Raw genomic sequence first — 19752 nt, forward strand, 5'->3', positions numbered from 1 at the left:
TTACTTATAGAAGCGCCCCACCGCGATGCGGTGGGGCGCTTTTTCGTGCCCGGAAACCGTTCATGGGCTTTGCAGGCCTCGGTCTTCGCCATACGGAAAGGGCCGCAACTCATCGAGTTGCGGCCCTGTTGCCGTTCGCCTTAGACGTACGGGCCTTCGAGGTGCTCGCCGGCGTGCTGGCGGTACCAGAGGCCTCGGTAGCAGCGCCAGGGTTGCGGGCGGAGCTGGGTCGGGGCGAAGATCTGCTCGAGGAGGCGCCTGGCTTCCAGGAAGAAGTCGAGGCGTTCGTCGGGGGCCGCGATGTGCTGGGAGTCGTCCACCGGTGTTTCGGCGGGGAGGATCGTCAGCGACGGCCACATCGTCGTCTGCTCCGCCAGGGGCAGGAGCCAGGCGCGCATCTCGTCGAGCGGTTCGCTGCCGACGGTGTACGTGAAGGAGGTGCGGTGGCCGGCTTCACGGGCTGCGGCGAGGATCTCCGAGAGGCGTTCCGACTGGTGGTTCTCGGCCGGCACCAGCGGGTCGGCCGCGGCGGCCTCCTCGGGGACCGAGGGCTCGGCGGGGGTCTCGGTGTCGTCGCCCTCGAAGCTCTCGGTGGTGAGGAACAGCAGCACCGGCCCGACCTTGGCGGCGAGCTCCGCGAATGCGGAGCTGCTGCGCAGCGCCGGGGTCAGGACGCCGAGGGTGGTCGTCTCGGGCATGCCCGCCGAGGTCATCGCCTCGCGGACCGCCGTGAGGTGCTCGACGACGAGGGTCTCGTCGTGGGCGTGGCCGGCGGAGAGGGTCACCTCGTCGAAGAGGTGCTGCTCACCGTCGTCGGCCAGGTCGGAGGCCAGGGCCTCCAGCAGGTCGCGGTAGACCTTCACCAGATCGGGTGATTCCGCGTCCGCCTGGAGGAGCAGGGTCGCCGCGGTGCCCTCCGCGCGGAGGTAGCCGCGGACCTCTTCACCGGGCTCGGCCTCGATGATCTCGGCGACCGGGGTGCCGTCGACGCACAGCTCGCTCAGGCCGTGCTGGGGCGAGGAGGGGTCGACGTGGGCCCGGAGGCTGAACGGCGATGTGGCCCGGTCGGCGGGCAGGACCAGCATGAACTCCTCGTCGTCGGAGTTCAGGCGCAGGCGCATGCCCTCGGTGTTGTTGCCGCGCAGACCGTAGAGGTTCAACGCGATCAGCAGGAGTTCGCTCCATTCGAGGTCGTGGCGGATCGCGAGGCGCCGCCAACGGTGCACCGTCGACGAGATCGGCCCGGCTGAATCAGCAGGCTGTATCGGCTCTTCCATGACCAGTTCCGATCTTTCCTCTCGTCCCCACCGCAGTCACTCCACGGTACAAGAGACTTGGCCGTACTGGTGGAGGCGGTCTGCCTCTATGCTATGTGCGCCGGCGGACAAAAACACCTGTCGTGAGCACCGGCACGCGGTCCGAATGCTGGGAACCGCGTCGGTTCGCGTCGCTCACCTGCCGTCTCACCTGAATCGATGTTCCCCTGAGTGATCTGGAGTCGGAATGCGTGATGCCGCCGATCCGACTGAGGGCCCCTCTCCGCGAGCGGAGGGCCGGGTCCTCAGGGCCGTGGCCGAGACCTGGCCGGGTTTCCTCTCCGGCGCCGTTCAAGGCCGCGCACACGATCTTATCGAAGCGGATCAATACTCTGAAGCCGTGGAGGTGCTCGAGCGCGGTATCGAACGCTATGGGCCCGAATCGGTGCCGCCGCTGCTGCTGGCATGGTGCCTGCTCATGGCCGGCCGGCCCGCCGAGGCGCTGGAGCGGGCCGAGCAGGCCGTGGAGGAGGAGCCGCGGAACGCCGACGCGCACTGGATGCGCGCGAATGCCCTGCTCGAACTGGAACGGACCGACGAGGCGTCCCGGGTGCTGTGGGGGGCCGTTGAGCTCATGCCCGACAACGGCCGGTACTACATGCAGCTGGCCTGGGTCGTCTACGAGCACGAGGAGTACGCCAAGGTCCGGAAGCTGGTGGAGCAGGCGCTCGAGCGCTCGCCCGAGGACGCGTGGGTCCACTGCACGGCCGCGCGGATCTACGACCACCACCTGCGGCACCGGCTCGCCCACGCCCACTACGCGCGGGCGTTCGAACTCGATCCCGACGAGCCCGGGGTGCGCGGGGATCTCGCCGAGATCCTCCAGACTCGCGGGCGGCTCAGCTCGGGGGTGCGCGTGGCCTGGGAGGCGGCGGACGACGAGCGGGAGGCCGACGGCGAGGCGGCCCTGTACGACGCGACGCTGCGCCGCTGGTCCTGGCGCTGGTACGAGTGGGTGCTGCGGGCGGCGCTGATGCTGAACGTCATCGACTGGGTCGCGCCGACGCCGGTGCCGGGGAGCGCGGTGCTGGCCGGGGTACTGGTCGCCGGGTATGCGATCGTCTGGACCCGCTCCCTGCTCGCGCTGCCGCGGCAGTGCAGGCGGGACCTGGCGGGGCGGGGCAGGCGCGGTTTCCTCGCGGGGGCGCTGGCGCGCACGGCCCTGGTGCTCGGCGTCATCGTCCTGGTGCTGCTCGGGGAGCCGACCGGATGGCAGCACCTGGGGGTGCTGGCGCTCATCGCCGGCGGGTACGCGGAGTGGTACTTCGGGGCGGTGAGGATCTCCCGGGCGGCGGGCGCCCGGGCATGGGGGCGGGAGCCTGCGGTCGCGCGGGCGTGACCCGCTCAGTCGCCACTAGCCGCGCGGCAAGGTAGGCTTCGGAATCGCGCGGGACCTGCGGTTCGGCGCGATTCGATCCCCCCGGACGGGCCGAGGTGCGGCCCGCCGGTCGCGCAGAAGGAGGCCCCGTGGTCGATCAGGGTGTGGTGTGTTCGGTCGATCCGCTCGTCAGCGGCATCGGACGCGACGTGCTCGCGAGCGGCGGCAACGCCGTCGACGCCGCCATCGCCGCCGGTGCGGCGCTCACGATCGTCGCCCCGCACCTGTGCGGGCTCGGCGGCGACCTGTTCGCGCTGGTCCACGTGCCCGGCGAGGCGACCCCCGCCTATCTGAACGCCTCGGGCCGGGCCGGCTCCGGCGCCGACCCCGAAGGGCTGCGCGCCGAGGGGCACCGCGCGATGCCGTTCCGCAACGACGTGCGCTCGGCCACGGTGCCCGGCTGCGTCGACGGCTGGTTCGCGCTGCACGAGCGGTACGGGACGCGGCCGATGGCCGAGCTGCTGGCGCCCGCGATCGCGCTGGCGTCCGGCGGCTGGCCCGCGACGGCGATGCTCGCCAAGGCGGGGCGGACCCTCGACGGCGCGGAGGGCGCGGAGGACCTGGTCGGGCTGGAGGCCGGGGGCACGGTGACGCGCGAGCGGACCGCCGCGGCGCTGCGCGCGGCCGCCGAGGACGGGCGGGACGGGTTCTACCTGGGCGAGTTCGGCAAGGGGCTCGTGGAGCTGGGGAAGGGCCTGTTCACCGAGGCCGATCTGGCGGCGTCGCAAGCGGATTGGGAAGCGCCGCTGAGCGTCGAGGCGTTCGGACACCGGGTCTGGGCCGCCGCGCCGAACTCGCAGGGCTACCTGCTGCTGCTCGCGCTGGCGATCGCCGACCGGCTGGAGCTGCCGGTGGACGCGGCCGACCCGCTGTGGGCGCACTACCTGGTCGAGGCCGCGCGGCAGGCCGGGTACGACCGGCCCGAGCGGCTGTTCGAGGGCGCGGACGTGGCGGACCTGCTGGCGGCGGCCGGGGAGCGGGCGGCGCGGATCAGCGCGGACCGCAAGGCCGAGGTGCCGGTGCACCAGGCCGCGGGCGGGACGACGTACATGGCGGTGCTCGACGGGAACGGGATGGGCGTCTCGTACATCCAGTCGAACGCGGCCGGGTTCGGGACGCGGCTGTTCGAGCCGCGGACCGGGATCGGGCTCCAGAACCGCGGGACGGGGTTCAACCTCGAGGCGGGGCACCCGGCCGAGTTCGGGCCGGGGAAGCGCCCGCCGCACACGCTGGTGCCGGCGCTGGTGACCCGGGAGGACGGCTCGCTGCGGCTGGTCGCCGGGTCGATGGGCGGCGACTCGCAGCCGCAGATCGTGTCGCAGATCATCGCGCGGGTGCTGCACGGCGGGGAGTCGGTCGAGGCCGCGGTGGGCGCGCCGCGGTGGCGTCTGCATCCGGGGGAGACCGGGTTCGGGACGTGGACGGGCGTGTACGAGACCGATGTCGAGCTGGAGGCCGGGAGTCCCGAGGCCTGGGGCGAGGGGCTCGCTGAGCGCGGCTTCGCGGTGCAGGGCGCCGAGGCCGGGAGCGGTTTCGGGCATGCGCACCTGATCGAGGTGGACGAGGACGGCCACGCCGAGGGCGCGGCCGACCCGAGGGCCGAGACGGGAACGGTGGCGCTCGCGCCGAATTAGTGCGGCGGCGGTTTCGAGCAAGGGCGGTTCGCGCGACGGCGCGGCCGCCCTTCAGCGTCGGCGGTTTTCACCGGCGTCGGCTTCGGCTCGTTCCGGCGGGACGAATTGTCGGAGGCTGGTTGTACGGTTGGGCCGTCGATGTTCGGAAAGGACCCGCCCAGTGCCTGAGTCGTTGCGGCTTGCCGATGCCCGCCGGATCGCCCTGGCCGCGCAGCTGCGGCCCAGGGCCGCCCGCTACAAGACCGTCCTCGAGCGGCTCGGCTGCATCCAGCTCGACACCATCTCGGCCGTGCGCCGCGCCCATGAGCTGACGCTGCTCGCCCGCGACCTCGACGTCGCCGAGGCCGTCGGCAGTCTCGGGCGCCGCCGCACCGCCGTCGGGTTCGAGTACTGGGCCCACGCCATGTCGGTCCTGCCCGTCTCCGCCTGGCCCTACATGGCCCGCCGCCGCGCCGCCTGGCGCGAGCGCTACCAGGACGACTCCCTCGCCGCCGCCGAGGCCGACGTCCTCGCGCTCCTCGCCGAGCGCGGCGCCATCACCGTCTCGGACTTCCCCTCCGGGGCCATGCACCGCGCCAAGGGCACCGGGAACATGGGCGACAGCTGGAACTTCCGCACCGACCACAAGCAGGCCGTCGAGCGGCTCCTGTGGTTCGGCGAGGTCGCCTGCACCCACCGGGTCGGCTTCAAGCGCGTCTACCAGCTCGCCGGGCGCGCCATCCCCGCCGCCCACTTCCGGGACGCCGACGACGAGGCGTGCCTGCGCTTCATGGTCGCCACCGCGCTGCGCAACCTCGGCGTCGGCACCACCAAGGACGTCGCCGACTACTTCCGCCTCAAGATCGCCGACACGCAGCGGGTGCTGCGGGAGCTGGAGACCGAGCAGGTCGCCGTCGAGGGCTGGAAGAGCCCCGCCTGGATCGACCCGCAGGTGCGCCGCACCCGCGTCACGGGCGCGGAGCGCGCGGTCGCGGTGTCCATGTTCGACCAGCTGGTGTGGCTGCGCGAGCGCATGGAGCGGCTGTGGGGCCACGGCTGGAAGATCGAGATCTACGTGCCCGGGCCGCAGCGCACCTTCGGCTACTACTGCCTGCCGATCTTCGTGGGCGAGGACCTGCCGGGCCGGGTCGCCCTGCGCCGCAGCAACGGCGAGCTCGTCGTGGAGGCCGTCCAGTGGGACGACGCCCGCGCCGACCGCGAGCACCTGCACGCCGCCGTCGAGCGCGCCGCCGCCTGGGTCGACGCCGAGGTCCGCTGGAAGGCCGAGGTCCAGCCGATCGCCTCCGACCCCGCCTGAGCCGCCGGGGCCTTCGGCCTGGGGCCCATCGCCTTCCGTTCGCCCGCCCCGTTCAGCGCGGAGCCGTGACACGCCGAGCAGACCAGGCAATGTCCCCGATACGGCCGGCGTGCAGTGTGGACATACCCTACGATTCACCCGTGATTCACGCTCCTCGGACATGCCGCGCCCTATGACCGCGCGCCACCGCACGCATCGGCGCCCGCTCGCCCTCGCACTGGCCCTCGCCGCCGCGCTGCTCCTCTCGCTCCCCGTTCACGGGGCCGCCTCCTCGGCCCGGGCGCAGACCGGTCCCCGCGTGCTCGTCAGCGAAGTGAGCAACGGCGGTCCGCTCGGCAGCTTCGACGAGATCATCGAGCTCGCCAACTACGGCGACGCGCCCGCCGACCTCACCGGCTGGCAGGTCTTCCGCTGCGCCGCCACCGGATCGCGCGCCTACGAGCCCCAGCTGCCCCCGCTCGACGGCGTCACCCTCGACCCCGGCGAGACCTTCCTCATCGCCAACGCCGCCGGGGCCTTCCCCGACGCCGACGCCCACTACACGTCCAGCCTCGCGAACACCGGCTTCGGCGTCTGGCTCGAGGACCCGAACCGCGTCCTCATGGACGCCGTCGCCGTCTACGCCGCCCCCGGCGACAGCGAATGCGCGCCCGGGGGGACGCCGCTCCCCAACGACCTCGACGGGGCCCGCGACCAGACCTGGCAGCGTACCGGCGACACCGGCGTCCTCGCCGACGACTGGATCAAAGCGGCCCGCACCCCCGACGCGCCGAACGCGACCGAACCCGACCCCGGGCCCGTCGACAGCCCGGTGCTCGTCTCCGAGCTCGCCAACGGCGGCCCCGCCGGGAGCTCGGACGAGTTCGCGGAGTTCACCAACTACGGCGACGCGCCGATCGACATCGGCGGCTGGCGGTTCCACCGCTGCTCCGGCTCCGGCCGCACCGATGACGCCGGCCTCCAGGCCGTGTTCCCGTCCGGCACCGTCCTCGAGCCCGGCGAGTCGGTCGTCGCCGCGCACACCGCCGTCGCGGTCCCGCCCGGCGTCGGCGCCGTCCGCTTCCCGGCGGACCTCGCCGACGACGGCTTCGGGGCGCTCCTGGTCGACGCCGAGGGCGCCGTCCGCGACGCCGTCGCCGTCTACGAGGCCGACGGCTACCACCAGCCCGCCACCGACAGTCCCTGCACGCGGGGGACCGCACTGCCCAACCGGCTCGACTTCGGCTGGAACGAGACCTACCAGCGCGCGGCCTTCACCGGCGACAACGCCTCCGACTTCGTGAAGGCCGAACGCACCCTCGGCACTACCGGGGCGCCCGACCCGGTCGGCGAACCCGCGCCGGTCGACACCGGCGTGCGCGTCAGCGAACTGGTCAACGCCGGACCCGGCGGCGCCTCCGACGAGTTCTTCGAGCTCGCGAACTTCGGCGACCGGCCGGTCGACCTGGCCGGGTGGCGGGTCCACCGCTGCAGGGAGGACGGGCGCCGCGACCCCGCGCCGCAGTTCCCCGCGCTCGGCGACGTGGTGCTGGAGCCGGGCGAGACCTTCCTCGCCGTCCACACCGGATCGAGCCTGCACCGGGGCGGGGACTTCGACGCCGCCTACGAGACCGGGCTCGACCCCGGCGGGTTCGGCCTCATGGTCCTGGACGCCGAAGGCCGCCCGGTCGACTCGGTCGGCGTCTACAGCGCCCGCTACAGCCCGTGCACGCAGGGCCTGGCGCTGTTCAACAGCGTCGAGTCCGAGTACGGCGACACCTTCCAGCGCCTCGATCACACCGCCTACGACGCCGACGACTTCGTGCCCGCCCCGCAGAGCCCCGGGACGCTCTCCGACGACCTGCGGCATCCGGCCGACTTCACCGGCGCCGAGCTCGAACCCGTCGCCGTCGACCCCGCCCCCAGGCCCCTGGGCCCCGCGGTCGGCGCCGAGGTCCAGGGCGGCTCGCGGGCCGAACTGACCGCGACCGCCGCCCACACGACCGGCGAGGCCGCCGAGCTGGCCTTCACCGGCGGCCCGGTCGTCGACCTCGAGGCCTCGACGGTCTACACCGGCACCACCGGCGCGACCCCGCCCGCCGCCCGCTCCATCCCCGGGGAGCGGCGCGCCGACTGGGACGAGGGGCCGCTGGTCACCGAGACCGTGGACGGCTTCCCGTTCCAGCGCTTCGCGTTCACCGCCGAAGACCGGCAGCTGCGCGACTTCGCCCTCACCTGGTCGGGCGCCTCGACCGGCGCCGGCGAGCTTCAGATGTACGCCTGGAACCGGCGGCACGGGCGCTGGGACCTGCTCGACGCCGGCGGCGGCCTCGCCGGCGGCCCGATCACGCTGACCGGGCGGATCGACCTCGACGCGCACACGGGAGGGGGCCGCGAGTTCGACGTCCTCGTCATGGACGGGCCCGAGACCGCCCCCGGGTTCAGCGACGACGCCGCCGAACCGGACCTCGCGTTCAAGGACCCCGCCGAGTACGACGTCGCGTTCGGGTACGTCACCGACACCCAGTTCCTCACCGAGGGCTACCGGGACGCCTACGCCGAGATGAGCCGCTGGATCGCCGCCAACGCCGACGCCCGCCGCATCGCCTACACCGTGCACACCGGGGACCTGGTCGAGAACTGGCTCAACGGGAACCACTCCTTCGAACGCGCGAAGGACGAGTACGCGTTCGCGTCCGACGCCATGGGGATCCTCGACCGGGCCGGGGCGCCCTACGGCGTCCTCCCCGGCAACCACGACAACAAGTGGGGCCGCGAGGGCGAGCTGTACAACCGGTACTTCCCGGCCGAGCGCTACCGCGACCGCGAGTGGTACGGCGGCGCCTGGCGCGAGGACGACGCCCAGCACCACTACGACGTGATCGAGGCCGGCGGCGCGAAGTTCCTGTTCGTCCACCTCGGGTTCTTCGCCGGGGACGCCGCGATCGAGTGGGCGAACGCGGTCATCGGCGCCCACCCGGGCCACAATGTGGTCCTGGCGACCCACGAGTACCTCAACCCCGACGGCTCGCTGTCCACACCGGACAACTACCGGTGGACGTCGATGGCCGACCGGTACTGGAACGAGATCGTCGTGCCCAACGAGAACGTCTTCATGGTCCTCGCCGGGCACCACCACGGGGTCGCGCTCAACGTCAAGCGCGACGCGGGCGGCGCCGCGGGCCGGACCGTGGTCGAGATGATGGCGAACTACCAGGGGTTCGAGGACCCGAACGGCCGCCGCAACACCGGGTTCATGCGCCTGCTCCAGTTCGATCTCGACGCGGGGCTCATGGCCGTCAACACCTACTCGCCGATCCGCGGCGAGCACAACGCCTGGGAGTACAGGCCCGACGACATCCCCGACGCCTACGACGACGCGACCGACGAGTTCACCGTCGAGGTCGACCTGAACACGGGCTACGACAAGCGGATCGAGACGGCCCTGGTCGCCCCGCACGCCGAGGCCGAGGCGATCGGGAGCGCGGTCGCCGGCGACGGCGCCGCGGGCACGGTCACCTGGGAGGGCCTGCGGTCCTGCACCGCGTACGTGTGGAGCGCCGAGGCCTCGGACGCGCACGGGCGCACCGCGCGGTCGGCCGCCGCGCTGCTCGAGGTCCCCGGCCGCGGCGGACGCGAATGCGACTGAGCGGCGCGGATCGGCCGTTGTCGTCGGGAGTGTCTCGGAGGGTCTTCGCGAATCGGGCATCGTGAGCGCCCCCGGTTCGAGGGTGACACGGGGGTCCGACAGCGGGGACGGCGAAGGAGGGCCCTCCCGGCGGGAGGGCCCTCCTGTTTCAGGTCACGCCGGTGCTAGCTCGTGACGAGCGTCAGGCTCCAGGTGTTCAGGATCGGTCCGATGGGCTGGAAGTAGGTCGTCCCGCCGGAGGAGCAGTTGCCGGAGCCGCCCGAGGTCACTCCCTGGGCGCTGTTGCCGGAGATGAACGAGCCGCCGGAGTCGCCGGGCTCGGCGCACACGTTGGTGCGGGTCATGCCGTAGACGGCGCCCTCGGCGTACCGCACGGTCTGGTTGAACGCCTGCACGGTCCCGCAGTGCCAGCCGGTGGTCGAACCGGAGCGGCAGATGGAGGAGCCGACCGCGGCGGTGTTCGCGTTCGCGACGTCGCGGGTGCCGGAGTACATGTTCACGTCGTCCAGGAGCTGCTCGCCGGAGCCGACGGCGACCCAGGCGCCGTCGCTGCCGGGGAAGACCGAGTTGCGGAAGGTGCCGGGAGCGGCCTCGCCGCCGGTGACGGAGTCGCCGGCCGAGCCGCAGTGGCCCGCGGTGGCGAAGCCCGGGGTCGAGCCCTGGCGGACGGAGAAGCCCACCGAGCAGCGCCAGGCGTTCTCGATGTTGTAGGCGTCGCCGCCGCGCACGAAGAAGGTCTGGGGCGCTTCGGCCTCCGCGTCGACGGTGACGAGCGCGGGGTCGACCCCGGCGGCCTCGATCGCGTCGGCCGCGGCGGCCTCGTCGGCGGCCTCGATCACCAGGGTGTTCGACTGGAGGTCGATGTAGTGACCGTAGAGGCCCTCGGCGGTGACGGCGTCGAGGTCGCCCGCGGCGTCCTCGAGCTCGGCCAGGTCGTGCTCGACCAGGACCGGGGTGGCCCCGTCGGCGCGGATGCCGGTGGACTCGGCCGCGTCGGTGGTGGCGATGAAGACCTCGTCGGCGTCCTCGGAGACCCACAGGCCCGCGAAGGATTCGTCGAGGGATTCGGGTGCCTCCACCAGGAGGTCGGCTGCGACCGCCTCGACCGCCAGGCGGTCGTAGGCCTCGGATTCGGTGATGCCGAAGGTGTCCGACAGCTCCTCGACGAGGTCCGGTGAGACCTCGCCGACGAGTTCGGCGCGGGCCGCTTCGGCCTTGGCGTCGAGGATCTCGGCCGAGGCGGGAGCGGAACCGGCGGCCAGGGAGAGTGCGGTGGCGAGTGCGCCGGCGGCGGTGACCGCAAGTGCGCGTTGGCGTTTCATCTGATGCATGCCTTTCGGGTGAGGGCATCGACAGCCGAGGATGGGCGGCTGCCGTGGCGGGGCGGGACCGATGCGCGGTCCGCGTTCGCGGCCGTGCGGTCGGTGACCTTCGCCATACATGGAGGTTAGAGGTAAATCGCACAAAACGAAAGATAGAAATAATTCAGTGAATATCGGTCTAAGTGGTGTGTCATTTCAGAAATGTTGCCCCGCTTGTTAATTCACAGGATTGCGCGCAAAAGGGGCGCCGCTCCGGTCGGAACGGCGCCCCTCTTCTCGTTTCCGTTCTAGCGGAAGGCCTCCGCGTGCTCGGCGGCCCACTCGGCGAAGCCGCGGGCCTTGCGGCCGGTGACCTGCTCGACGGTGGGCGCCACGGTCTTCCCCTCCTCGGGCGTGTTGCCGAGGGCCTCGGTGAGGAAGGCGATCATGTCGTCGCCCATGCCCTCGCCGCGCCACTTGGCGTGGGCCTCCTCCACGGTCAGCTCGACGAACGCGAGCTCGCGGCCGATCGCCTCGCCGAGGAGGCGGACCTTCTCCTGGACGGTGACGGCCTCGGGGCCGGTGATCACGAGCGACCGCCCGTCGTAGCCGCCGTCGAGCAGGACCTTCGCGGCGACCGCGCCGATGTCGGCGGGGTGGACCATCGCGCTGACGCGGTCGCCGAAGGGCTCGCGGATGGCGCCCTCGGCCTTGACCGCGGCGGCCCACCACATGAGCGTGTTCGACATGAACTCGACGGGGTGGAGGAAGGTCGTCTCGACGCCGCTGGCGGCCAGGGCCTGCTCGAGGTCGCCTTCGGCGCGGCCGCCGAGGACGGTCGCGCGGCGCACGCCCGCGGCCTCGGCGAGGGCGACGACGGCGCCGGCATCGGGAAGGGGTGCGTACTGGTCGCCCGCGAAGTTGATGAAGTGCGCGGCGTCGACGCCCTTGAACGCCTCGGCGAGCGTCTCGGGGGCGGCGAGGTCGCCGACCGCGAGCTCGACGCCCTCGGGGAGCGCGGCGTCGGGATTGCGGGACAGGGCGCGGAGCTCGACGCCGGGGTCGAGGGCCCGGAGCTGCTCGATGACGTTGCGGCCGACGGTGCCGGTGGCGCCGGTGATGAGAATGCGCATGGGTGCTCCCTCGCTCGAATTCCTGGAACGGAATGACTTGTTCCAATAATATCAGAGCGGAATGAACTATTCCAGTAGGGGTTCGGGGAAGGCGCGACCGGAGGTCCCGGCCCCGGGGCCGGGTGTGCCGGAAGCGAAGGCCCCGACGCAAGAGCGCACGACGGGTCCGACGATCTCGGCGAGGCGCCCGCCGCTCACCTGGTCCTCGGGTCCCCCGCCGTCACCAGGCCCGTCTCGTAGGCGCAGACCACCGCCTGCGCCCGGTCGCGCAGGCCCAGTTTCGCGAAGACCTTGCCCACGTGCGTCTTCACCGTCTGCTCCGACACGAACAGCGCCGCCGCGATCTCCGGGTTCGACAGGCCCCGCGCGATGAGCCGCAGGACCTCCTCCTCCCGCGGCGTCAGCGAGTCCAGCGCCGCCGAGCGCTTCAGCGCCGGCTTCGCCTTGAAGCACTCCTCGATCAGCCGCCGCGTCACCGACGGCGCCAGCAGCGCGTCCCCCGCCGCGACCACCCGCACCGCCGCGATGAGGTCCCCGGGCGGCGCGTCCTTCAGCAGGAACCCGCCGGCGCCCATGCGCAGCGCCTCGTACACGTAGTCGTCGATGTCGAAGGTCGTCAGCATCAGCACGCGCGGGCGCCGCTCCTCGGGCGCCGACAGCACCCGCTTCGCCGCCTCCAGGCCGTCCATCACCGGCATGCGCACGTCCATGAGCACCACGTCGGGCCGCAGCCGGGACGTCTCGGTCACCGCCCCCACGCCGTCCTCGGCGTCGCCGACGACCTCGATGTCCTCCTGCGCGTTCAGCAGCGCCGCGAAACCGGCCCGCACCATCGCCTGGTCGTCGGCGATGAGCACCTTGATCGTCACGGGGCCTCCTCTGCGTTCGGGCGGGTCTCGACCGGCAGCGCGGCGCGCACGCGGAAGCCGCCCTCGCCGGTCGGGCCGGTCTCCAGCGTCCCGCCGTCGAGCACCACCCGCTCGCGCATCCCCACCAGGCCGAACCCCGACCCGTGCGGGTCGGGATCGGGCGCGCCCCCGGGCGGCCTGCCGTTGACCACCGTAACGACGACCTGCCCGCCCTCGCACGCGACCGCCACCGCGGTCCGCGCCCCCGGGGCGTGGCGGACCACGTTGCTCAGCGCCTCCTGCACCACCCGGAACACCGTGAGCGCCACCGACTCCGGCAGGTCCCCGGGCAGCTGCGCGACCTCCAGCGCCACCGGCGTCCCGGCCCGGTCGACCGCCTCGGCCAGGCCGCGCAGGCCCTCCGGGCCCGGCTGCGGCTCGCGCGCGACCGCCTCGTCCTCGCGGCGCAGCACCCCCAGCAGCCGCCGCATCTCGGCGAGCGACTCGCGCGCCTGGTCGCTGATCGACCGGAACTCCGCTTTCGCGTCCTCGCCGAGGCCCGCGAGCCGGTACTCGGCCGTGGACGCCTGCACCGTGATCACCGACATGTGGTGCGCCACGACGTCGTGCAGCTCCCGGGCGATCCGCGTGCGCTCCTCCAGGAGCCGGCGCCGCTGCCGCTCGGACTCGGCGACGCGCTCCTCCTCGGCGACGCGCGCCCGGCCCTGCCGCCAGATCCGCACGGTCAGGCCGACCAGGAACGCCAGCGCGCCGAGCATCGACCCCAGCGCCAGGTTGTCGTCGGCGGGGGAGGGGCCGGCGTACTCCGCCGACCCGGGGACGAAGGGCACGGGGTCCCGGTTCGACGTCCAGACGGCGAAGACCGCCCCCAGCAGGTACAGCGACCAGCAGACGACGCCGACCCACGCCCGGCGGTCGCGGCCGAGCGCGTACAGCGCGACCAGGAGCGCGAGGAGGTTCGCGGTGGTCAGCGGCCACGGGTACCAGCCGTCGAGGCGGGCGGTGTGCAGGGTCGCCGCGTACGAGGCCATGACCAGCAGCCAGGCCTCGACCGGCCGGAAGCGCGCGAGGACCACCGCGGCCCCGGTGGCCAGCGCGGGCAGCGCGCCCCAGGCGATGCGGTAGTCGACCGTGAGCATGTGGTTCTGGACGGCGAACAGCACCAGCCCGAACGGGACCGAGCCGGGCCCGACGACCGCGAGGGTGGTGGCGAAGCCCCAGCGCCAGGCGCCGTCGCCGACCGGCCCGGTGGCGATCAGGCAGCTGATCGCGGCGCGGGCGGGATGCGGTCTCACGGCGGCCTCGGACGTCACGGCACCAACCTATGCCGCCCGCGGCCCGGGCGGCCTCACTCCCCGGTACGGGCTCCGGGCGCGCGTCTCACCCCTGGGTATGAGGGCCGATTCCACGCCGCAGCTTGAGGGAAGGGGACTTCCCGGAACCTACCGTCGCCGCATGACTCGAACCCTGTTCCGCACGCGCGCAGCCGAAGTGAGCGCCATGTCGGGTGTCGCCGCCAGCCAGGCGGGCTTCGCGGTGATGCACCTGGCCCAGTCCGGCGCGGTCGACCCGGTCGCGACGCCCGTCTCCGCGTACGCCCTGACCTGGCCGGGGGTCGTCCTGTTCCCCGCCTCGGTCCTGGGCATGGCCCTCGCCTGCGCGGTCCTGGCCGGGCGCGGGGTGGGGCTGGCCCGCGAGGGCCTCGTCCGGTTCCTGCTGGGCGCGACCGCCGTGACGCTGGTGTGCGCGGCGGTGTTCCGGACCGGGACGCCCGAGTCGGGCCTGACCTGGTGGGCGCAGGTCCACCGCTACAGCGCGGGGGCGGCGTTCGTGCTGCTGACGGTGGCGGCCGCGGTGTGCGCGGCGCGGCTGCGGGGCACGGACGCCCCCGCGTGGGCGCGGTACGGGACCTGGTGGGCGACGGTGCTCGCGGCGCTGACGTTCCTGACGACGACGGTGAACACGTTCCTGCCGGGCCTGGCCGACGGCGGGGACTGGCGCGGCGTCCCGCAACGCGTGCTCCTGGTGGTCCTGTCGGCACTACTGTGGATCCTCGTGGCGAACTCGAACCGGGCCGCGGCAGCGGTGCCAGCGCCGGCCTCCGACGCCCGCGCGGTGCCGGTGCTGGCGGGATCGCGGCCGTGAAGGGCCTGAAGCGGCTGCGGACGGCGCTCGAACGCACCCGGATCGCCGTGGGCTGCCGCGAGCTGCGCCGGGCCCGGGAGGACCTGACGGTGTTCCGGCGAGAGGGCGGGCCGCCGCCGGGCCCGAGCTTCGGCAGCTGGCTGTAGTCCGGCCCGCGGCAGGGGGTCGTGGGAGGTCCCGCCGGGGAGATCCGCTCACGGTCGGCCGCGACGGCGACGGCGGTGTCGCGGTAGGAGCCCCGTCCGTGCGGTCCGCTCACCGGTCGAGCGCCGCCGAGGCCGGGTTCGGGCGTTGAGCCGAGGTCGCGGCAACGGACTCCCGGCTCAGGCTGCGCGGTCCATGGCGAAAAACGATTGCGGCGCGTTCGTCCCCCGCCCACCATGTCGACCATGGCCCGATACACCGCCGCCCCCGCGCGGCTCGGCGAGAGCGCACTGCCCGATGGACGACGGCTCGGCTGGGCCGAATGGGGTCCGCCGGACGGCGCGCCCGTGCTGCTGTGCCCGGGCGCGGCCACGAGCCGACGGCTCGGGTTCGGCCCGAACGCGGCGGCGTCCCTGGGCGTCCGCCTCGTCTCGGTGGACCGCCCCGGCCTCGGGGCGTCGACGCCCGCGCCGGGCCGGACCTTCGCCGACTTCGCCCGCGACATGCGCCTGCTCTGCGAGCTGCGCGGCCTGGGCCGCCCCGCCGTGGTCGGGAACTCGCAGGGCGCGCCGTTCGCGCTCGCCTGCGCCGCCGAAGGGGTCGCCTCGGCGCTGGCGGTCGTCTCCGGCGCGGACGAGGTCGCCGCGCCGGCGTTCGCCGACGCCCTGGAACCGGGCCTGCGCGGCCTGGTCGAGCGCGCCGTGCGCGACCCGGCCGGCGCCGAGGAGGCGTTCGCGGCCTTCACCGCCGAGGCCATGTGGGACATGGTCATGGCCGCGAGCCCGGAGTGCGACCTCGCCGTCTACCGGGATCCCGGTTTCGCGGCCGGTTATCGCGCGGCGCTGCGGGAGGGCTTCGCCCAGGGCGCGGCCGGGTACGCCCGCGACACGGTCCTGGCGATGGGGCGGTGGCCGTTCGCACTGGAGTCGATCGCGGTCCCGGTGGACCTCTGGTACGGCGAGGAGGACGCGACCCACTCGCCCGACAACGGCGCGCTGCTCGCCTCCCGCGTGCCCGGCGCCCGGCGCCGCCTCGTGCCGGGGATCGGCGGCGCACTGCTGTGGACGCACCCCGAACCGATCCTCGCCTCGCTCCTCGCCAACGCCGCCCCCGGCCGGTAGGCGCCCGGCCGCCCCGGTCGACGGGCGGCCCGCGAGCACCGCGGCGCCATGGCGGGCGCGGGGCCGGAGCCGCCGCGGATCGAAATGTTGAAATCCCTGCCTGAATGTCGCTACGGTTCGGTCCACGTCGGACCGGATTGTCGTACCAAGGCGGTACGGTCGCCCGATCCGAGTAAGGAGCGACCTTGACCGCCACTGACACCCTCGCCCACTACACCGAACCCGGGCCCTTCACCGACCCCGGTGCCCACCGCGCCGCGCTCGCGGCGCTCCCGGGCGACGTCGGCGCCCTCCTCGAGGCCCTCCACGGCCTGCTCATCCACGTGCACCTCACCTGGGCGTACGAGGTCGAGCGCCGCCCCGAGCACGACGAGACCGCGAACCTCCGTGCGGCGCAGGAGATCCTCGGCCGCCTGACCGCGGACGGCAGGCCGCTCGCCGAGCCCCGCGCACCGGGTGACCGGATCGCGGGCACCTGCCGCGACTTCACCCTCGTCACCGTCGCCGCGCTCCGCGCCCGCGGCGTCCCCGCCCGCGCCCGGTGCGGCTTCGGCGACTACTTCCCGGTGCCCACCATGGAGGACCACTGGGTCGCCGAGTACTGGAACGCCGACGAGCAGCGCTGGGCCCTCGCCGACGCGCAGATCGACGCCCGCCAGCGCGAGCTGTTCGCGATCGACGCGGACTTCGACTGCACCGACGTCCCCCGCGACCGGTTCCTCGTCGCCGGAGAGGCCTGGCGGCGCTGCCGCGCGGGCGAGGACGACCCGAACCGCTACGGGCTCAACAGCCTTGAGGAGTTCGGCGACTGGTGGATCGCGGGCAACCTGGTGCGCGACACGGCCTCGCTGGCTGGCATCGAGATGCTGCCGTGGGACGTGTGGGGGCCGATCCCCGAACCCGAGGACGGGATCGGCGCCGAGCGGCTCGCGCTGTTCGACCACCTCGCGGACCTCACCTTCGACCCCGAGACCGCCGCCGACGTGCGGGAGGTCTACGCCGGCCACGAGTGGCTGCGGGTCCCCGAGACGGTCCGCAACGCGAACCGGGGCACGGACGAACCGGTGTTCCCCAAGCGCTGAAACGGCATCGGCAGCACGAGAGGAGGCGAGAACGACGGCGAAGCAGGTTGAAAAGTCCTGTGCGCGTTGGGCTGCACACCGCGGCCGGCGGCGATACCGTGGGGCGCATGGCTGACTTCGACGAACTGCTCAAGCTCGAACGCTCCGGTTGGGACTCCCTGTGCGACGGCACCGGCGCCGAGTTCTACGGCTCGATCATGACCGACGACGGCCGCATGATCCTGGCCCACGGCTTCGCGCTGGACCGCTCGCAGGTGATCGCCTCCCTGGCCGACGCCCCGCCCTGGGCGGGCTACGAGATCACCGACGCGTACCTCATCCGGCTCGGCGGCCACAACGCCGTCCTCGGCTACACCGGTCGGGCCTGGCGCGACGGGTCCGAACCGGAATTCAACGCCCTGATGTCCTCGGCGTACGTGCGCACCGACGACGGCTGGCGGCTGGCGCTGTACCAGCAGACGGCGATCCCCGACCGGGCCTGACGGGCGGATCGGAATCCCCGCGGCGGCCTGCGACCCCGGAGCGCCGATCAGGCGAACCGGGGATCGGCCGTCCCGTTGGCGCCGTTGGGAGACGGGGCCGCGCCGGTCGGCGGGCAGCTCCTGGAGCGGTGCCCGCCGCCGGGCCGACGCCTCGCCCGAACCGTTATGGACATGTCGTTACAGAATCTGTTACGGTGTGCCCATGGCCAGACCACTGGGATTCCGGCGCGACCGCGTCGTCGAGGCGGCGACGAGGACGTTCCTGCAGCACGGTCTCCACGCCGCCAGCGCCGAGGAGCTGTGCCGGGCGACGGGACTGGGGCGCAGTAGCCTGTACAACAGCTTCGGCAGCAAGGACGCGCTGTTCGACGAGTGCCTCGGCACCTACCTGGACCAGACGCTGGAGCGCACCGAGACGATCCTGGGCGACACCGCCCGCCCCGTTCGGGACCGCATCGCGATCCTGCTCAGGCGCATCGCCGTAGAGGAGGCCGAACGCGTTGCCGCGGGCGAGCCGCGAGGCTGCCTGGCCGTGAACACCGTCGCCGAGCTGGCCGACGACCCCGAGTACGCCGGAAGCATGCGACGCGTCGACGAGGACACCGCCGCGCGCCTGCGCCTGCTGGCCGACGCGCTGCGCGTCGGCCAGGCGGCCGGGGAGGTCACCGACGCGGTGAGCGCCGAAGGGCTCGCCGCGTTCGTCAACGCCGCGATCGCGGGCCTGCGCATCACCTCCCAGGGCGGCACGGCGGCGGGCCGGCTCGACGACATCGTCGTGGCCACGCTGCGGGCCCTGGCCCCCTGACCGCGCCGGTGATCGGCGCCCCGCGGCGCGCCCCTGCCGTGCGCTGATCGAGACCGCGGGGCCGACTCGGTCCTCCTATCTTCAAGATGCTCTCGCGCCCTTTCGCGGCCAAATTCTGGAACGAACATTACATATCGATGACAGGAGTCCACTTTGACCACCAATCCACCGGCCCGGCCCGCCCGCGCGGTACCGACGGCCGTCTACGTGCTGGGAGCCGGCGTCTTCGCCATGGTGACCAGTGAGTTCGCCGTCGCCGGACTCATGCCCCAGCTCGCCGAGGGGCTGGGCGTCGGCATCCAGCAGATCGGCTACCTCGTGACCGTCTTCGCCGTGGCCATGGCCGTCGGCGGGCCCGTCCTGACGCTGGCGCTCCTGCGCCTGCGCCCGAAGACGGCGCTGATGGCCGTCTTCGCGGTCTTCTTCGCCGGCAACCTGCTGGCCGCGCTCGCCCCCTCGTACTCCGCGATGGTGGCCGCCCGCGTGGTGAGCGGCGTCGCCTCGCAGGCGTTCTTCGGCATCGCGATCTCGTTGTGCTCGCAACTGGTCCACGAACGGGTGCGCGGACGGGCCGTCGGCGTGGTGATGAACGGCCTCATGCTCGGCACCCTCCTGGGCCTGCCGATGGCGACGTACATCGGCGGCCGCCTCGGCTGGCAGGCCGCCTTCTGGGCCATCGCCGTCCTCACCGCGCTCGCCGCCGCCCTCACCGCCGCGATCGTGCGCAATCCGGCCGGGCCGGTCCCGGACGGACCCGGCGGCGCCTCGCTCGCCGCGCAGATCACGGTGTTCCGCCGCCCGCACCTGCTCCTCGCGCTGGTCTCCAGCACCCTCATCATCGGCGCCACCTTCTCGGTGTTCAGCTTCTTCACTCCGATCCTGACCGAGGTCAGCGGTTTCGACGACGGCACCGTGCCGTTCCTGCTGCTCGCCTACGGCGCCGCCACCGTCGTGGGCAACACCGTGGTCGGCCGACTCGCCGACCGGCACACCGGCCCGACGCTCCTGGCGGGCACGCTGCTGAACGCCGCGTGCCTCACCGGATTCGCGCTCTTCACCGACGTGCCGCCGCTCGCCCTCGCCTTCGTGCTCGGCGTCGGACTCGTCGGCGTCACCATGAACCCCGCCATGGCCGTCCGCGTCCAACGCGCCGGCGGCACCCAGCCGCTCGTCAACACGGTGCACTCCTCGTTCATCACCCTCGGCGTGATCCTCGGTTCGGCCATCGGCTCCCTCCTCATCCCCGACTACGGCCTGCGCTCGCCGATCGTGCTGGGGATCGTCATGGCCGTCTCGGCGATCGCCGTCATCCTGCCCGCGCTGCGCCGTCCGCGACCGAGCGGCGGCCTGCAGACGGACGCCGCATTGGACGTTCGCGACGCGCGGCTGGAGCAGGTGGGGTGAGGGAGACAGGAGA

Annotated in this window: 16 protein-coding genes; 11 read left to right on the plus strand and 5 right to left on the minus strand. The window is 73.2% G+C overall.

Annotated elements, in window-relative coordinates:
• Nucleotides 1-140 precede the first annotated feature (140 nt).
• Nucleotides 141-1277 carry a hypothetical protein gene (locus LO763_RS18670; RefSeq protein WP_230787131.1) on the minus strand — a complete coding sequence of 379 codons (1137 nt, stop codon included), beginning with the start codon at nt 1275-1277 and terminating at the stop codon, nt 141-143.
• 226 nt (nt 1278-1503) lie between these two features.
• Here LO763_RS18670 and LO763_RS18675 point away from each other — a divergent pair, with 226 nt between their 5' ends.
• The 4 genes from LO763_RS18675 to LO763_RS18690 all read left to right on the plus strand — a co-directional run bounded on the left by LO763_RS18675 (nt 1504) and on the right by LO763_RS18690 (nt 9253).
• Nucleotides 1504-2655 (plus strand): tetratricopeptide repeat protein, encoded by a 1152-nt coding sequence (locus LO763_RS18675; RefSeq protein ID WP_500811767.1) that lies wholly within the window; start codon nt 1504-1506, stop codon nt 2653-2655.
• 128 nt (nt 2656-2783) lie between these two features.
• Nucleotides 2784-4328: a gamma-glutamyltransferase family protein gene (locus tag LO763_RS18680; protein ID WP_230787137.1), complete on the plus strand. Its 1545-nt coding sequence runs from the start codon at nt 2784-2786 to the stop codon at nt 4326-4328.
• A gap of 160 nt (nt 4329-4488) precedes the next feature.
• A complete protein-coding gene (locus tag LO763_RS18685) occupies nt 4489-5625 on the plus strand; it encodes a DNA glycosylase AlkZ-like family protein (protein ID WP_230787139.1) in 1137 nt (378 codons plus the stop codon).
• A 160-nt stretch (nt 5626-5785) separates the two neighbouring features.
• Entirely contained in the window at nt 5786-9253 is a 3468-nt protein-coding gene (locus LO763_RS18690) for a lamin tail domain-containing metallophosphoesterase family protein (protein ID WP_230787142.1), read from the plus strand.
• A 164-nt stretch (nt 9254-9417) separates the two neighbouring features.
• Here LO763_RS18690 and LO763_RS18695 read toward each other — a convergent pair whose 3' ends face one another.
• The 4 genes from LO763_RS18695 to LO763_RS29995 form a co-directional block, all read right to left on the minus strand.
• On the minus strand, nt 9418-10575 hold the full coding sequence (locus LO763_RS18695; RefSeq protein ID WP_230787150.1) for a S1 family peptidase: 1158 nt from the start codon (nt 10573-10575) through the stop codon (nt 9418-9420).
• A gap of 287 nt (nt 10576-10862) precedes the next feature.
• Nucleotides 10863-11687: an NmrA family NAD(P)-binding protein gene (locus tag LO763_RS18700; RefSeq protein WP_230787152.1), complete on the minus strand. Its 825-nt coding sequence runs from the start codon at nt 11685-11687 to the stop codon at nt 10863-10865.
• 194 nt (nt 11688-11881) lie between these two features.
• A complete protein-coding gene (locus tag LO763_RS18705; RefSeq protein ID WP_230787155.1) occupies nt 11882-12556 on the minus strand; it encodes a response regulator in 675 nt (224 codons plus the stop codon).
• Nucleotides 12553-13869, minus strand: a complete 1317-nt coding sequence (locus LO763_RS29995) for a sensor histidine kinase (RefSeq protein WP_230787158.1) — start codon at nt 13867-13869, stop codon at nt 12553-12555. The genes LO763_RS18705 and LO763_RS29995 overlap by 4 nt, the downstream gene beginning before the upstream one ends.
• A gap of 142 nt (nt 13870-14011) precedes the next feature.
• Here LO763_RS29995 and LO763_RS18715 point away from each other — a divergent pair, with 142 nt between their 5' ends.
• The 7 genes from LO763_RS18715 to LO763_RS18745 all read left to right on the plus strand — a co-directional run bounded on the left by LO763_RS18715 (nt 14012) and on the right by LO763_RS18745 (nt 19739).
• Nucleotides 14012-14701 carry a DUF998 domain-containing protein gene (locus LO763_RS18715; protein WP_230787160.1) on the plus strand — a complete coding sequence of 230 codons (690 nt, stop codon included), beginning with the start codon at nt 14012-14014 and terminating at the stop codon, nt 14699-14701.
• The gene (locus LO763_RS18720) at nt 14698-14847 is read left to right on the plus strand and encodes a hypothetical protein (RefSeq protein WP_230787162.1); all 150 of its coding nucleotides are present in this window, start codon (nt 14698-14700) and stop codon (nt 14845-14847) included. Before LO763_RS18715 ends, LO763_RS18720 begins: the two co-directional genes overlap by 4 nt.
• 243 nt (nt 14848-15090) lie before the next feature.
• Nucleotides 15091-15966 carry an alpha/beta fold hydrolase gene (locus LO763_RS18725; RefSeq protein WP_230787165.1) on the plus strand — a complete coding sequence of 292 codons (876 nt, stop codon included), beginning with the start codon at nt 15091-15093 and terminating at the stop codon, nt 15964-15966.
• Between the two features lie 185 nt (nt 15967-16151).
• Nucleotides 16152-17048 (plus strand): transglutaminase-like domain-containing protein, encoded by an 897-nt coding sequence (locus tag LO763_RS18730; RefSeq protein WP_230787168.1) that lies wholly within the window; start codon nt 16152-16154, stop codon nt 17046-17048.
• Nucleotides 17049-17155: 107 nt separating this feature from the next.
• Nucleotides 17156-17530, plus strand: coding sequence for a nuclear transport factor 2 family protein (locus LO763_RS18735; RefSeq protein WP_230787171.1), 375 nt, complete (start codon nt 17156-17158; stop codon nt 17528-17530).
• Nucleotides 17531-17732: 202 nt separating this feature from the next.
• Nucleotides 17733-18335, plus strand: a complete 603-nt coding sequence (locus LO763_RS18740) for a TetR/AcrR family transcriptional regulator (protein WP_230787174.1) — start codon at nt 17733-17735, stop codon at nt 18333-18335.
• 153 nt (nt 18336-18488) lie between these two features.
• On the plus strand, nt 18489-19739 hold the full coding sequence (locus tag LO763_RS18745; RefSeq protein WP_230787177.1) for an MFS transporter: 1251 nt from the start codon (nt 18489-18491) through the stop codon (nt 19737-19739).
• The last annotated feature ends 13 nt before the right edge of the window (nt 19740-19752 follow it).

The organism is Glycomyces amatae (genome assembly GCF_020991375.1).
In the GTDB taxonomy this organism is placed as follows: Bacteria; Actinomycetota; Actinomycetes; order Mycobacteriales; family Micromonosporaceae; genus Glycomyces; species Glycomyces amatae.